Origin of the sequence: Vibrio palustris, from assembly GCF_024346995.1 — a bacterium.
GTDB lineage: Bacteria > Pseudomonadota > Gammaproteobacteria > Enterobacterales > Vibrionaceae > Vibrio > Vibrio palustris.
The window spans coordinates 970482-985953 of sequence record NZ_AP024887.1 but is presented as its reverse complement, the minus strand read 5'-3'; the positions used below and the strand labels follow the sequence as shown (position 1 = coordinate 985953).

The following is a 15472-nucleotide window of genomic DNA, read 5'->3' as shown; positions in this document are numbered from 1 at the left end:
ATTAGAGACCACTCACGTCAAAAAAATCACCTTCATCATTGGTGATTTTATATTTATTTTCTGCACTAAAAATATGTAATGTATCTTCTCCGGTTGAAGCCGTAACAATTCGCTCAATCACATCTTCTAATTGCAATACAGCATTTTTATCATGCTTGTTAGGACGATATCCTTGGTTAATTTTTTCCAGTAATTCAAAGAGGTTTATATTGATTGCTATCGGTTTAATTAATTGACCATTAATTTTAATACATGCATTAAAAACACCAATTTTTGCTTTAGGCTGTAGTTTCAACTGAGAAAAATCAGCTTTTACAATAAGCTCTACCGCTACTTTGAATTGATTGAATTCATTTACAAAATAAACATTCTCGTCCAGATTTGGCGCATTACGGTTGCAGTAACGATGAATTGCTGGAACCAAAACATAACGGTAAAAATTACTCAATTCACGTTGATATTCTTGATTAGTGTTGAACTCATCGTGCAATAACCAAACATGTGCGTAACGGCTTACTAAGTCGTTATTAAAATCGTTAATGAATTTTGATGAAAACTCATTAATAAATTGGCTATCAAATTTTAGCACATAAAGCGCTCTCAACATCGATTTAGGTTCTGATATCTCAAAATTACCAAATTTATTCAGTGTTTCTTCTAATTCAGAATAACTCGAACTTCCCATTCCCAAGCTAAATTCAAGAATGAACTCATCGATATTTTTCGTATGATTAGCACTTGGGTCAAAACTTCGAATCTGCTCTAGAATTTCGTTATTTGTTGCCGTAAACAAGTTATCAAACAGATAACCATCCATCGCCAAAACCTGAAAAACAAAATCTAACAACGCTCTAGCTGTTAGAAACTGATCTTTAATTAACCTAGCTTTAACCAATAGTTCAACAATGGTTTGTTGTACTGAAGCATTGCTCAATAACGTAAAATTAACCAATAATGTCGAAGTGCCGTTCTTCGCCAATTCAGAGGAATAGAGAGCATAAAAAGGGTTGTCTAATGTAGGGTTAGTTAATCTTTTTAAGAATGTCTGTGTAAACTCAGATTTTCCCTCAGAATCAACAAAAGTAAATTTAGGATAACGCTCAAAATCTAAATAGGTATGATGAATTGGTGTTTCTTTATTAGACAAAAACGCTTTGATAGAGTCTTTTATATCTTGATGCTCTTCAGCACCTTCTTCTGCATAGTTACCTAACATTCCCGTGTTAATGCCAATTACAAGAGGTTTAGTGCCGGACTTAAATTGAGAAAATTTATCATCTAAAGCTTGTATAGCCGTCTGAGATGGGGCAAACGAGTGCGTAGCATCTAAATGAAAATCTTTTGTAGCACAAAACTTTTGGCTGTAGCGAGTAAGAATTTCTGACTTACCATCACCACTACTACCACAAAGAAAAATGATTTCGTTAGACTGTGATCTCAGTAATGCATTACGAAAGTCTTCTTCAATCTCTGTTTCTATATATATGTATTTTTTATAATCAGCAAGCAAACTCGAATCTTGCCTTTCAGTACTGACTGCATAAGGAGAAGACTTTGATAGGATGCTGAGTGCACTTAATAAATCCACTGTTACGACCTAAGATACAAATTTTTTACCATAATAAGATATTCATGCGTCTAAAGTCATATAAAATTTGGTGATATCTGACATTAATTTGATATTTTATTGACTTAGTCAAAAATTTGGAACATTGTCCTCGTTATTTTTGAGGGTAAGATATTGACTTTTGCCACTTCTCGATAATCTTTTCATAAAGCTATCTGGTGTATCATTTGCCATGATAAGAGTGGAGAAATGAGGAAACATCGAGTAAGTCATTGTTATACTAAGATGTGAGTACTTAACAAAAAGCCCAAAACCTGCGTCATACCTATACTTCGGCGTTTGGGCGTGTGGGTTGGCAATCATAAGCGTTTTGGGTCCCAACGCCTTGTGCATTACGTTGTGTATTAGGCTAATTTTGAGCCGTTTGGTAAAGCCAGATCAACCGTTGATAGAACGACCGACCCATCTGGCCGATGTAGACCCGTGACAAGGCACTCAGACATGATTGGCCCCACCTGTTTGGGCGGAAAATTAACCACCGCTAACACCTGCTTACCCAACAATGCTTCTTTGTTATAAAGCTCGGTAATCTGAGCGCTGGATTTTTTGATGCCTAAATCCGGCCCTAAGTCGATGTGTAATTTGTAAGCTGGCCGACGCGCTTCTGGAAAATCGGCAACATCAACAATGGTTCCTACCCTAATATCGACTTTTTGGAAGTCACTCCATTCTATGCATTCCATTTTCTTACTCTCTTTACGTCCAATACCTCAAACGCTAAATACAGTGACTGACTCACGAGGCCTCAGCAGGTTAACTTTACCACTACAGGTACCTAGCTAAGTGATGTTGCGACATCGTATGATCAACCGAATTAAAGCGTTTCATGGTTTGAAAGCATAAAAGAAAACAACGCAAAGTTTTTTGCTAAAGAGACGTAATAGTTGCTTAATGAGACGATTTAAATCACGTTCGCGCGCATTCTCTTGGGGAGATACCGAAGTGTTTTGAAAACCGTCGGCTAAAAGCTGAAAGGTCAGTATACCCCACCCGTTCGGCAATCAGTTGAACAGGAAGATCTGAATGGGTCAATAATGCTTTGGCCTTCTCCATTCGCTGCAAGGTAATGTATTGATGAACACTCATGCCTAAATTGTCTTTAAAGAGTTTCTTAAACTGTGTCGGACTCAAGTAAGCAGCTTTCGCCAAAACAGGGATAGTCAGTGACAGCTCAAGTTGTTCGGTAATCAATGATTGTACCGCTCGAATCCTATGATCAATCGTTCGCGACAGCTCCTGCTGTTCCATCAGCAAGAAAAAGGTATCTAAGATCGCCTTTTCTAACTGACTATTGACCTGATATTCGAGCTGCTTTTCTGCAAATTGAATAAAACTTAGTAACGGCGAGGTCACGGTGAAAACCACGATAGCGTCGCCAAGCAACGAATACGGCAGCTCTTTAATATCCACTACGATAAAACGAGACGCTTCTTCAGCAGTAAACCCATGGGACAGCCCTTTACGAATAACCATGCAGTCGCCAACGGATACTTTACCGTTAAAATTATCCATATTGATATGAATATTACCTTGGATAGGTAACACGAGTTGATGAAAGTCAGTATGAGCATGACGACTCATACGTTTAGTATATGTACGGATACTTAAGTTGGCTGTCATAGTTTCAATAACGCGGTAAAAAGAGAATCAATAGCTATATTACCCGATAAAAGTAGGCTGAGTGATCAAAACAGTCATTAAGGAAAAATAAAATCTTACTCGATAATAGCAATAAGATTTCTAGTCACTCCCTCACTTTATGGTATACCAGATAAAAATGAGCCCATCATAGATAGATGGGCACAAAGTAGATACAGACACTATGTCACTTGTGAATTCATTATTCCGGATACGCTACAGCATTTAATTTTGCTGGCCGCTCTTTCAATTTTACCCAAATGAGCACGACGGCAAGAACTAAGACTGGTATCAACGGATCAATGATCGTACCACCTTTACCAAATACTAGGTTCAACGCCATAATAATGGATGCACCGATGGCCCATGCAAATGTCGATGATACGGTCCAAATTTTCAACTGGTCAACTAATTCTGTAATACCTAAAGTTCGGTTGATAATATGGAAATAAGAGTCATTAAGATGTGAAAAACCAACAGGGCCAACCGCACATGCGAGCGCGACAAAGACTGGATCCAGACCTAGTGTTTTGACTAAAGGTAAGGTCATCGTAGCAGCAACCATCATAGATGCCGTCGCAGAGCCTTGAATCAGTCGAAGCATGGACGCTATTGCCAATGGCACAAGTAATGGAGGGATACCACTGCTCGCAATCGCTTCTGCTACTTGTGGACCTGCTCCTCCACGCATAATACCCGCTCGGATGAACATCAAACAGCCGACATAGCTGTGGCACAGATTGGCTGTGATGATGCTCTTGGATAAAGGCGTATCTTACTCGGGGTGGCTTGCGAAGTACGCCGCGGCTTTATTTAACAAGTCACGTTCTTCAGTAACACGCTTAAGATCTTTTTGTAATCGTCGAATTCCTGCGGACTCAGCAGACTGCTGAAGTTGTTCCTTAGAGTAAGGACCAATAGCGCTTAATCCACGCGTAAAGACTGTGTGTGGTAGTACCTAAACGCTGAGCAACGGCAGCAACAGAATGGCCGGCCACAGTGACTTATTTCACTGCTTCGATTTTGAATTGTTCGGGATAACGTTTAGGCTCATGGGCACCTCTTTTTTAGCTAGTTTATCTAACTAAAAGGCGCCTAGGAAATCAGTGGCGATTCACACATTTAATTTTCACAAAAATAGCCTCATACCATTTGGTAATTAATTGTAAACTCTTGCGATACGAGCTTGAGACTGAATTGAATATTCATCGACATATGCAGGAATAAAAACAGATTGACCTTTACTTAAAACAAAATTTTCATTCCGATGAGTAAGAGTAACGTCTGTGTCTATTGCCATAATGATTTCTGCACTTTGAGGTTTAACCACAGCTTGACTAGGCGACGGGTATAACGAAAATTTGAAATCACTGATTGGTGGAGCGTACTTTTGTTCACCAAACTCATGAACAGTGGGCTCAAGTTTTAATGTCTCAAAAGTTTTTTCCTTAAAGTCCGTGCAGCTCGCCAGTTCGATAACATCAATATGCTTTGTTGTTAGACCAGCACGAAGCACATTATCGGAGTTGGCCATGACTTCTAAGCCGGTTCCTTTTATATAAGCGTGAGGGGTACGTGCCTCCAAATACATGGCTTCACCAGGATTTAAGGTGATGATATTAAGCAATAGCGGAGTGAATAGGCCGATATCTCCCGGATAAGTTTGGGAAAGCTCTAGGATCAATTCGCTGATGTCAGTCGTCTTTCGCTGTGCAAAACTAAGTAGATCATTAAGTGCTAACTTTTTTTGTTGTCCACTAAGAGAGAGTAATGTTACGAAGAATTTTTCTAGGCCTGATGCAGTTTGATCAATCGAGAACCTTTGAATTAAGGGCAATAAAGTCTCAGATTTAATGGATTTAAATAAATTTAATATCTCCGTGAAATTTCGAAACCCATTCATGGCTTGATATCTTGTTAAAGCATATACTAATTCGGGTTTATGATTGGAATCTTTGTAGTTTCTCACTGGTGAATTTATAGGAATACCAGCATTATTCTCTTTTTCGTAGCCTACTTCTGCCTCTTGCTTACTTGGATGTACTTGTACAGATAGTGCTTGGTTGGCTGCTAGCACTTTGAAAAGATAAGGAAGTTCGCCGAACTCCTCAACTGTTTTTGCAGAGAGAAATGAGGTTTTATCTTTTGCGATTAAATCACTTAGTTTTAGTTTGGTTGCTTGACATTCGACTGTGGAGCAACCATTAGGATGAGTTCCCATCCAAATTTCAGCTTGAGGTTTATTTTCAGAATTAGGAATGCCAAATAATTCATAAATGGATGTTTTACTGCCCCAGCTATAATTTTTAATTACATTTTGCATCCGAAAAAATGCTGTTTTTTTATTTAATAACATAATAAAATCACTCTTTTACATTCCGTTAAAAAATTATAAAATTGTAGTTAATTCCAAAATAATCTTGGAATATTACAACTATAAATAAAGACCTATCATCTCAGATATGAATTAGTACACCTCATGAATCATTAAAGATTTCAGTAATATCAGTAAGTGCACGAGTCTCTCAAACACCCTTTTCCGAATCTAATCTTGAGAAAGTCACCGCAAAATTCTCGATTTTTTACAGCTAAATAAAACTCGCCACTCAGCAATATCTCTTCGTTTATCTCATGCAACCACTATCGTGAATATATACTCGACTATCCGTTGGCTCCTATTTCAGGAATAAGTGAGCTTGGTTGATTTTTAATATTATTTCCTGAATTATGCGAACAATCCTGATGCTCCCGTGGACGCCCGCTTAGAAAAAGCCAACTATCTAAGCTTAAAATAATAAGTAATCACTTGGTGTAATTAGCACATATTATAAAATATCTACAATGATAATTACGATTTAGCTAAAATGAGGTCGTTTAATTAACAATACTTTTTATCAGTTCAGAAGACATATTCTAGATGTTTACTTGTATAAAGCTCTTAGCTAATTGAGCTGCGCCTCGGATACCACTGCTATCTCCATATTCAGCTATTTTAATATTCGTTTTCAACTCGTTACCAAAGATGTATTGCTCTATCTGGTTTGGCAAATCGGTACAAATTTCTTCGACATTAGACAGACCACCACCAATAACGATCACATCTGGATCCATCATATTAATAACAGCCGCGAAGCTTCTCGCCATTTGATCAATAAGCGTCTTATAAACAGCTAATGCTGTTGTATCGTTGCTACGCATCGCTTCTATAATATCTGGTGCTGATAATGAAGCCTGAGTATAAGCGCTGTAGGTTTTTTCTAGACCAGTGCCAGATATAAATTGCTCGATACAGTTATATTTCCCACAGTAACAGGAACGAGCTTCACCATCTTTCACTGGAGAAAAATTAGGAAGAGGATTATGCCCCCATTCGCCGCCAAGCGCATTGGGTCCTTCCCATAACGTTTTATTAAAAACAATTCCGCCCCCACAACCTGTACCGAGTATTGCACCAAAGACTAATCTCCCTTTCTGTCCTGCGCCGTCAATAGCTTCTGATAAAGCAAAACAGTTGGCATCATTGGCTATATAAACTTGTTTATTAAGTTTAGCTGAAAGATCAGACAATAAGTCATGCCCATTAATGAACGTACAGTTAGCATTTTTCATTAACCCTGTTGCTGGACTAATAGTTCCCGGCAACCCTAATCCCACATGAGCAAAGCTATAATTAACCATAGTCTCTGCATCTATCACCAACTCACTTATCGTGTCTAAAAATAGAGAATAGCTATCAGGGGTAGCCGCTCTTTTTTTGAAGTAACTGGCACCATTTTCATCAAGTACACAAACTTCAATTTTTGTTCCACCAATATCAAAACCAATTAGCATCTTAACCTTCCGTTATTTGGATAATAGATAATGTCTTTCAGTTGCCATCCAAGTGTCTATTGAGGACCTATATGTATTTACGTAATGACCATATAAAGAGTCTACAGCCATTAATAACGGAAACTGAGGAGATATTAATCCCGTCAATTCCTCTCCATTCAAAGATGGAGTAAATAATACATATTGAGAAAGACTGACCATTTTGGATTTTTTGTTGGATGTCATACATGCAATAGTTACGCCCCGTTCTTTTAAATGACTTAAATATTTTATTAAACGTTCATTACGCCCATTTAGCGAAATAATAAGAAGTAAATCGTTTGCATTCATCGGTGGGCCATACATATCCATTGAATCCGTATCATGAATAATGTCAACGAACTTACCCAGCCTTCTAAATCTTAACTTTAAATCTTGTGCAACAAGTGTGCTAAAGCCCTCACCATAAACATGAATACCTGGACGACGGTGAATCTCTTCAGCAATAGTCTGAGTGACTTTATCATCAAAGATGTCATATCTGTTCTGTAACAGATTTACATACTCATGATGCAGAGCACCTTGCTGATCCTCCTCAATATCCGGTGCCGTTTCCTCCAAACGTCGTTGATAACGATAATAAAATTCTTTAAACGATTGGCATCCAAGTTTTTTTGTAAAACGAGTCAAAGATGAAGCTGATACATCAATCGCTTTTGCAAGAATTTCAATCTTATCAGGTACTGGGTTTGCCAATAAATAGTCTGCAATTTGATTCTCTTTTCGGGTAAACTTTACTCGAGAATAAGCAATCACCATATCCAGATCGTTATTCATAACAGTCGCTCGCCTTAATCATCGCGTCAGCTTAACTAGTCCCCTAAAGACGCTAGCTAAGCTGAAGCTAGCTGGTCGTTTTGGCGCTATAGTTCACGCCTTTGTACCAAGAAAGTTTTTATTTGCTTAGGTTTGAAATCACCTAATTCTAACCTTCCATTATCTATTGTTATTTCTTCACTAATTTTTTCTGAGAGACCAACCAAATATATTTGCTCTACAGGTATCGAAAAATCGATATGACCAGCAGTTTCGACCGTTTCTGATGAAGGGTTGAAGATTCTGACAATCAAATCTTCGCTTTGTTGGGCGTGTTTTAACGCGCTATAAACCAGGCGAGGTGCATCAATTGTCAGTAAGCTTATCGTAGGATTGCTATCGCAAGTGACAGGGTTAATACCAAAATACTTCATAGTATTCGTAAATCGATTAATCTCTTGCTGTTGATAACTTTGCACCGGAACCGCAAACTGCTTCCATAGTCTCATGTTTTGGGCAGCGGAATACTGCTCATCAAGTGATATCGCAATATCAAAGGTCAGCGGTTCGAGAAGCTGGCTATCTGGCGTTGGAATATATTTAAATTGCTGGCCGGAAGCGATCCCCGGACGTCTTGCTAAATCAGGCTTACCTAACCATCCCACAGAGCGGAATAACGTCAATGCAATTTTACTTGTCGTAGCGCAGTTGCTTTCATTAATCACTTCATATTCTTTGATACCATTACTAAACAAAGTTAGACAATGATAGTCATCATAGATTGAAGCATAGTGTATCATCGGATAAATACTTGTCGGTTCTTCCTTCCATTTTTCGGCTCGCCATGTCTGCCATTTAGGGTGACGATTTGGCCTATGAACAACGCCAAATGGTGTATCTGCAATCGACTCTGTAGACTCAATATCACTATCAACAACAATCTGCATTCGATGATCTTTCGCAGTATTATTGACCGATAACTTTATCTCGAGTGGACTAGAACCGTTAGAAAGAGTGAGCTCAAGAGTAAAGTCTACCTGAGCTGAAGTGGTATGCTTTTCCCGTTCTTCAAGATCTTTAGGTAGTAACCATGATCCCTGAATAAGCATGGACTGACTTAATGACGTTTTCGTCGTATTAATAACACTGTTTAGGAAATTGAAATGCAACTCCCAATCATGTATCGGCGGTGAGTAATCATAATTATCACCATCATCACCGACATCACGTATATATATGAATTGTTTGGCTTGTTTTTTACTAGTAGTGTCTTTAAGCACCAACTCACCATTATCTATCAGCAATAAATAGCGTTCATTATTAATGAATCTATCTTCAGACTTAAAGTTTGTACTTGCTCTACCAGTTGACGTACTATGCTCTTGAATATCAAAGCTACGATATCCCAACGAAGGTAGCGATGCCTCTAATTCAATCTTATGGTGATAGTGATATAATTCCTCAAGTTGTTCTTCTACCGTTCGCCTAATTGAGCCATGATAAATTTTTTCTGAATTGAGCACATTAAAGGATAAAGGTACACCAGCGTCATCAAAAATCGAAAATTCTGAAGTTAAAGTATCTAACTCAAGAACAACACGCTCACTTCTAACATACGGCAGTGTGTTAATAAGTAATAAATTTCTTTCGTTATATGTCAACACTGACTCAGAAAGTTTACGAACCAAATAATCGCTGTTAGCTGCTGACATTTCATCCACAGTAATCAAGCGCTGCTTGATATGGCGATTGGTTCGATCACTATTACAACCACCAGCGCTATCATGCGCATGGCAACGCAGTAACGTCTTCCATATATGACTCAAAAGATCTCTTTTATAAGGAATATTTTGATAGTCAGCTATAGCCATAATGGGCTCGAGAACATAACTTAAACGAGTTTCCACACGATCATTAAGCTGTTTATGATCATAACGGGTTGAATATATCGAGCGATGGATTTTTGAATACTGTGCATCTATCATTTCGCCTTGATAAACGAAGGCATTTTCAAACGTATTATCTAAGCTTTCAAATAATGAATTGTAGTTACTTTCAATAAATTCATGACCCACAACAGTGGTTGAGTTATAGCTTTCGATTTTACTTTTTACATCAAAGTCGACTTTAATTTGATCCGCTCCGTACGGAAATGGAATCACATCGGCTGTTGTACCTTCTGATATCTGAGCTACGAGTTCATCTGGATCCATTCCAGAAATTTGAGGTTCTGCTAGATAATATCCATTCCGAATTTGGTAACAATTTACTTTACTTCCATCCTCACTCGTCCAGACAAACTCTCGCGATTCACAAGTATCACTAGATAAACCTCGCCAAAACACGGAGTGATTGATTCCAAATCCGTTATATATTTTGGGCATATCTATACTTTGACCGAAAGCATCCGGGACATAACCTATATCCCAACTAGCGCCTAATGAATCGGCAATGTTAGAACCAATAAGCAAATTTCTGACGATAGATTCACCGCTGATAATGAGCTGGTCTGTTTGCGTGTACCAGGGACCAATCTTAATTTGGCCATTAGTCACAAGCTTTCTCAGTCTATTTTCATTTTCAGGAGCAAGTTGAAGGTAGTCTTCTACAATGCTGGTTTGCCCGTCTAGTAAATACTGCTGTATTTGTTGTTGATCGAGAGCCTGAAATACATCATCCATATGATAGGTAAGCTGAACCGAAGATTCAGGATGTGTAAAATACCATTCATAGTCCCAATGTGTATGAGGGATAAGGTGAACAATCTTGGCCTTCATATAACACCTCCAAGTACTCTATCAATTTCAGTCGCAACAGTATCGCTTTCTGCATTCTTTAAGATATCTCTAAATTCAGCTTTCATATTTGCTCGAGAAATAGCAATAAGAGATTTCATGACATTTTCGCTTCCCTTATTCGGAATAGAAAGAGCAATAACAGTTTGAACATCTGAATTATCCATAGTTTCCCACGGAATAGGATTTGAAAAGCGGACAACCCAAATACTAGCATTTTTTACTTGCTTACTTTTCGCATGAGGAGTCGCAATACCATCTTTAAAACCTGTTGAATCTGTGCTTTCTCGTGCGATTAAGTCTTCAAGAAACTTATCTGGGTTGCTAATATAATTACGATTAAAAAGTTCATTTGCAATAAATTGCAAAGCTTCATCACGAGTCTTCGAAGAATCATCCATAAGTACATGAGTTGAGTTAAATATAGGTAGTGACTCCCCACCTATTAAGCCTTTAAACAGCTTGCTAAGCATACGCCTTCTCCATATTTTTCTCTGATTTTGTGCGCCAAACACCAATGATTACAGCTGTAAGTAGAATTCCGGCACCAGTACAAAGCACCCAAGAAACAATAGGGATAGGTTGTTCGATATAACCGATAATAGTACCCAACGGTGAACCTAAACCACCAAAATTACGGATTCCCCAAAGGCCAACTAATCCACCAGCCAATGCAGACCCACAAACGCTCGCAACGATAAGTTGTATTGGATTCGCGGCCGCAAAAGGGATCGCACCTTCTGAAACTCCTACAATTCCCATCGCACAAGCAGCGTTTGCAGTATTTCTCTCCTCACTGGAGAATCGTTTTTTAAATAAACGTGAAGCGACAAATATGCCAAGAGGAGCGATTGAAATCGACGCTTGTACAGCAGTAAACGGAAGTAAATTTGCCCCATCAACGCCATATTGACCTAAAGTGTCAACAAATACAGCAGTACTAAAAACATAAGCCGTTTTATTTATTGGCCCTCCGAAGTCGAATCCAATCATTCCACCAATTACAGCACCAATTAAGAATGATGAACTTTGATGCTCAGTAACTAGGATATTTAACCACTGATACATAGTGTCCATCGCTAACGAAATTGGCTTACCAATACCATAAAGAACAAATATGAAAATGAGAAATGTGGAAATAACAGGGATAATCATAATTGGTACAGCAGGTCGAAGAATCTTCGGCCAGGGAATACGTTTTAGATAGAGAACCATATAACCAACAATGAAGGCAATCAGTAACGCAGCTAGAAAGCTCCCCCCTGTTTTGGTTCCAAGGAAAGTAGGATCATTGGCAATATAAGCACCGATCATAGCTGGAGCGATCGCCGGGCGGTCGGCAATAGAGTTCGCAACAAAACCAGCAAATAAAGGGATCATTAAAGTGAAACCAACTTTACCTACCATGAATAAATGCGACATGAAGTAGCCTAATGCAGTAGACTCATCGAATCCCCAATTGACTAAGTGTCCCTGAGCATCACTATTGAAAGCAAAAATATTGGCGAGAGCCAAAAGCAGACCACAAGTCGCCATTGGTATCATGTAACCAACACCACTCATGGTGTGACGAAAAAAAGCGTTGTGTTTAGCAGTACCAATCGTAACTCCGCTACCTACATTTTTTCCTTTAGACTCTTCGATTGAATCCATCGTCATTTCGGCTTTTTCTGATGCCTCACTAATCACTTTCTTTGCATCGGCAATAGCATCATTTGTTGATACTTGGTAAACCCTTTTACCGGTAAAGCGAGCCAACGACACAGTGACATCACTTGCTATCACGACAAGATCAGCATCTTCTATCTCTTGTTGGGTTAAAGGTGTTTGTGTTCCAATATTACCTTGAGTTTCGACTCTGACGTTGTAATCAAGTTCTTTACCAGCCTCAACTAAAGCTTCTTCAGCCATGAAGGTATGAGAAATACCAGCAGCACAAGAAGTAACAGCAACTATTTTCATAATTATTTCCGTTCTTGGTAGGGATGTAATGTGTAATTGTTTTTCTTTCCAGTAATTACTTTATAAAATACCTAGTATTATCCTCAGTGCAAAAAACATTCAAATAAAAGTAACGTTTAGCTCACAAAATAACTGTATTTTGACGTTTTTTTTCAAAACAAGATGGATTGTTTGGTTTTATTTTCACTAGAAATAAGTAAATATCTTTATGTAGTGAGCGTCTATCTATTAATCGACTAAATATCGATTTTTCAAATTCACTGATGTGTAAAGAAGGTTGGATATTCGTTCAGCGATATACAAGCTGATATGAAAATCTATAATTTCATAATCTAAGCTTATGGTTACTTTTAATCGATCCCGAAATACTATTCACCAAAAAACGAGCAATACGGAGAATAAGTGGCTTATTTTACATATGAACTATCATAGAAACATGCGTTCAATACACAAATATCTCCTGTTTACGTATCGGTAAGCCGTCTCACTGAACGGTAGAAAATATAACGATGGTTTTATCCTATAAATTATCAACTATGATATTCGTTATCACCTTCCCTGTACCGCATTAGCCAATAATAACGAGAAATGGTTGAAAGACTTTAACCGATTAAAAAATTTATTATATAAGTCGATTTCAGATAATAAGAGTGACATTCATGGAAAGGTATATAAGAGGCAGGCAATTGCTGAAAGTGGTACGCTCTTCCGCCAAAGAAACAAGCAGTACTACCATGAATTATCAGCAGTTGACCGAAGGAAGAAGAGACCAGATTTTTGCTTTTTTGGAAAGGAGAATTTCGATTTCTGACATAGCTAAAACAGTTCAGCACCACCGCTCAACGGTATACCGCGAGATTAAGCGAGGTCGTAAAGATAACATTTATTGTCTGAACGAAGCTCAGATGTTGTCGATTAATAAGCTCAGAACAGCACGTAAATACCGCATACCAAAGGAGCGGGTGGATTTTATCCGCCACTTCATTTCTGTTAGCAACAATATCCAGCATTTATCAATTTATCTCGGATTTATCTAGGTTTTATTTGTAAAAAATAGTGATTTAGCATGTGAACCTCAAACAAATCCATGGTAGACATAAACATGAATCAACCCACGCGAAACATAGTACATAGGCTGTTATACAAAAGAGGCTATTACCCTGATAATTCTTATATTGAGTTAATAGTAAATGGAAGGATTAATGAAAAAACAGATGAAGCAATGTATACCTCACCACTAAAAAGGTCTTAAGGTTAAACATAATAAAATCTGTATTAAAGTAAATTATTTAATTGAGGTAAAAATGGGATTTACAAGTGCATTACTTTCTATTTTAGCTATTCACTTAATGGCTTCAATATCTCCTGGGCCTGACTTTGTTGTCGTCTCACAGAAAACATTATTCCAAGGCCGTAAAGCCGGTATATTATGCGGATCGGGTGTATGTATTGGACTATTGTTCCATATGAGTTATTCCTTATCCGGATTAGCAACGATATTAGCTCATTCAACACTATTTTCTCAGGGGATTGGCATTTTAGGGGGCAGTTATCTTATTTATCTTGGTTATAAATCAATAAAAAATTCTTTTTCAAAAAAAAATATAGTTAATGATACAATTTATACTAATTCAAAATCGTCTGCATTTTTAAGCGGCCTCATCGTTAATATTTTAAATCCTAAAGCAGCGATATACTTCATTTCACTATTTTCAATCATTATCAAACCATCAATGAATATTGAACAGTTAATTTTGATTGTTATTTCGATAATGGCCGTGCAAATGGCATGGTATTTGACATTTATCTATCTTGTCACCGTGCCTATGTTCAAAGAAAAATTCGATAATAATGTGTATTTGATTGACCGTATTTTAGGTAGTCTAATGTCGATAATGGGATTATATATGATTATTTCTTATATTTTTTAAATGAACATGAATAAAATTGGTGAGCATAAACTCGCCAATTTTATTTTATCAAATCGACCGCCTGCTTTAGTTGTCTTAATAAAATGTTCAGCTCATTTTTATAATCTGAGCGGAATTTATCATCAGTCAAACTATCGCCTACACGCCAATAGATAACATAAAGTAGTACCTTAGTGATTTTTTCTCTTAGCTCAAGAAGTTCAATACTATTTCCAGGCTCTGAATAGCAATCTAAAAATGAATGATAACAATCATCTATACGAGAAAAATGTTCTAATGCCTTTTCTTTATTTGGTTTAATAAAAGAAAAACCACTCCTATCATGACTTATCTCAGCAGCTTCACTATACTTAATACTATCTTGAATAATGTTAGTAATTGTATTCAAAAAAACATCTTTTTGGTCTTCGTCTTTACTTTTTCCACTAACAGGTAACCATTTATTAGAAACTTTATATCCAACGCCTCTGACTGTGACAATAAAGTCATCAATCATTAGATTTTTTAAAATATTTCGAGACTTAAAAATATATTTATTAGCAATAATACTATCAGCACAATCTTCCATATGAAAAGTAGATTTTTTCTCTCTTACAATACTCGCAATATCACTATACTCAACAAACACATTTTTGTGTGTAAAAAAACGCTCAAATAAAAATAAAACAGCAGAATCTTGTATAAAAACTTCCCGACCAAAGGATTTCAACATTTTTAAATTGATATCCATTGTTATAGTTCGAGATGTTTCTATATGTTTGAACGTAATCTGATTCATTATAATTATTTATTTCCCTAAGAACTGACACTAATACATGTAAAACATACATAATTTTCTAGCGATAATAAACCATATTACACACAACAACAATATCAAGTTTTCGGCAACCACA

At 37.3% G+C, this 15472-nt stretch carries 12 protein-coding genes and 2 pseudogenes; 2 read left to right on the top strand and 12 right to left on the bottom strand.

Features of this window, described 5'->3' with window-relative positions; genetic code table 11:
- Position 1 precedes the first annotated feature (1 nt).
- The 11 genes and pseudogenes from dptF to OCU30_RS04810 form a co-directional block, all read right to left on the bottom strand.
- Positions 2 to 1588 carry a DNA phosphorothioation-dependent restriction protein DptF gene (gene dptF / locus OCU30_RS04860; protein ID WP_077313490.1) on the bottom strand — a complete coding sequence of 529 codons (1587 nt, stop codon included), beginning with the start codon at positions 1586 to 1588 and terminating at the stop codon, positions 2 to 4.
- A gap of 383 nt (positions 1589 to 1971) precedes the next feature.
- Complete coding sequence (locus OCU30_RS04855; RefSeq protein WP_077313494.1) at positions 1972 to 2310, bottom strand: tRNA-binding protein; 339 nt, start codon at positions 2308 to 2310, stop codon at positions 1972 to 1974.
- Between the two features lie 223 nt (positions 2311 to 2533).
- Positions 2534 to 3247, bottom strand: a complete 714-nt coding sequence (locus OCU30_RS04850) for an AraC family transcriptional regulator (protein WP_077313496.1) — start codon at positions 3245 to 3247, stop codon at positions 2534 to 2536.
- Between the two features lie 220 nt (positions 3248 to 3467).
- Positions 3468 to 3950, bottom strand: a pseudogene (locus tag OCU30_RS04845) (GntT/GntP/DsdX family permease); the annotation flags it as partial.
- A pseudogene (locus OCU30_RS04840) lies at positions 3925 to 4263 on the bottom strand (transposase); the annotation flags it as partial. The pseudogenes OCU30_RS04845 and OCU30_RS04840, both read right to left, overlap by 26 nt.
- A gap of 161 nt (positions 4264 to 4424) precedes the next feature.
- A complete protein-coding gene (gene manA, locus OCU30_RS04835) occupies positions 4425 to 5621 on the bottom strand; it encodes a mannose-6-phosphate isomerase, class I (protein WP_077313498.1) in 1197 nt (398 codons plus the stop codon).
- Positions 5622 to 6178: 557 nt separating this feature from the next.
- Entirely contained in the window at positions 6179 to 7096 is a 918-nt protein-coding gene (locus tag OCU30_RS04830) for an ROK family protein (RefSeq protein WP_077313500.1), read from the bottom strand.
- Between the two features lie 12 nt (positions 7097 to 7108).
- Positions 7109 to 7912: a MurR/RpiR family transcriptional regulator gene (locus OCU30_RS04825; protein WP_077313502.1), complete on the bottom strand. Its 804-nt coding sequence runs from the start codon at positions 7910 to 7912 to the stop codon at positions 7109 to 7111.
- An 86-nt stretch (positions 7913 to 7998) separates the two neighbouring features.
- The gene (locus tag OCU30_RS04820; RefSeq protein ID WP_077313504.1) at positions 7999 to 10668 is read right to left on the bottom strand and encodes a glycoside hydrolase family 38 N-terminal domain-containing protein; all 2670 of its coding nucleotides are present in this window, start codon (positions 10666 to 10668) and stop codon (positions 7999 to 8001) included.
- Positions 10665 to 11159: a PTS sugar transporter subunit IIA gene (locus OCU30_RS04815; protein WP_077313506.1), complete on the bottom strand. Its 495-nt coding sequence runs from the start codon at positions 11157 to 11159 to the stop codon at positions 10665 to 10667. The genes OCU30_RS04820 and OCU30_RS04815 overlap by 4 nt, the downstream gene beginning before the upstream one ends.
- Complete coding sequence (locus tag OCU30_RS04810; protein WP_077313508.1) at positions 11152 to 12648, bottom strand: PTS fructose transporter subunit IIC; 1497 nt, start codon at positions 12646 to 12648, stop codon at positions 11152 to 11154. The genes OCU30_RS04815 and OCU30_RS04810 overlap by 8 nt, the downstream gene beginning before the upstream one ends.
- A gap of 659 nt (positions 12649 to 13307) precedes the next feature.
- Here OCU30_RS04810 and OCU30_RS04805 point away from each other — a divergent pair.
- Both OCU30_RS04805 and OCU30_RS04800 read left to right on the top strand, forming a co-directional pair.
- Positions 13308 to 13685: a helix-turn-helix domain-containing protein gene (locus OCU30_RS04805; protein WP_235861833.1), complete on the top strand. Its 378-nt coding sequence runs from the start codon at positions 13308 to 13310 to the stop codon at positions 13683 to 13685.
- Between the two features lie 267 nt (positions 13686 to 13952).
- Positions 13953 to 14579, top strand: coding sequence for a LysE family translocator (locus tag OCU30_RS04800; protein ID WP_077313510.1), 627 nt, complete (start codon positions 13953 to 13955; stop codon positions 14577 to 14579).
- A gap of 40 nt (positions 14580 to 14619) precedes the next feature.
- On the opposite strand, the gene OCU30_RS04795 is transcribed toward OCU30_RS04800, so the two are convergent.
- Positions 14620 to 15357 carry a helix-turn-helix domain-containing protein gene (locus OCU30_RS04795; RefSeq protein ID WP_077313512.1) on the bottom strand — a complete coding sequence of 246 codons (738 nt, stop codon included), beginning with the start codon at positions 15355 to 15357 and terminating at the stop codon, positions 14620 to 14622.
- Between the last annotated feature and the right edge of the window lie 115 nt (positions 15358 to 15472).

Coding starts and splice junctions, on each gene's coding strand:
- OCU30_RS04805 (WP_235861833.1), top strand. CDS start 13,308: ATGGAAAGGTATATAAGAGGCAGGCAATTGCTGAAAGTGGTACGCTCT.
- OCU30_RS04825 (WP_077313502.1), bottom strand. CDS start 7,912: ATGAATAACGATCTGGATATGGTGATTGCTTATTCTCGAGTAAAGTTT.
- OCU30_RS04815 (WP_077313506.1), bottom strand. CDS start 11,159: ATGCTTAGCAAGCTGTTTAAAGGCTTAATAGGTGGGGAGTCACTACCT.
- OCU30_RS04810 (WP_077313508.1), bottom strand. CDS start 12,648: ATGAAAATAGTTGCTGTTACTTCTTGTGCTGCTGGTATTTCTCATACC.
- OCU30_RS04855 (WP_077313494.1), bottom strand. CDS start 2,310: ATGGAATGCATAGAATGGAGTGACTTCCAAAAAGTCGATATTAGGGTA.
- OCU30_RS04800 (WP_077313510.1), top strand. CDS start 13,953: ATGGGATTTACAAGTGCATTACTTTCTATTTTAGCTATTCACTTAATG.
- OCU30_RS04820 (WP_077313504.1), bottom strand. CDS start 10,668: ATGAAGGCCAAGATTGTTCACCTTATCCCTCATACACATTGGGACTAT.
- OCU30_RS04795 (WP_077313512.1), bottom strand. CDS start 15,357: ATGAATCAGATTACGTTCAAACATATAGAAACATCTCGAACTATAACA.
- OCU30_RS04850 (WP_077313496.1), bottom strand. CDS start 3,247: ATGACAGCCAACTTAAGTATCCGTACATATACTAAACGTATGAGTCGT.
- OCU30_RS04830 (WP_077313500.1), bottom strand. CDS start 7,096: ATGCTAATTGGTTTTGATATTGGTGGAACAAAAATTGAAGTTTGTGTA.
- manA (WP_077313498.1), bottom strand. CDS start 5,621: ATGTTATTAAATAAAAAAACAGCATTTTTTCGGATGCAAAATGTAATT.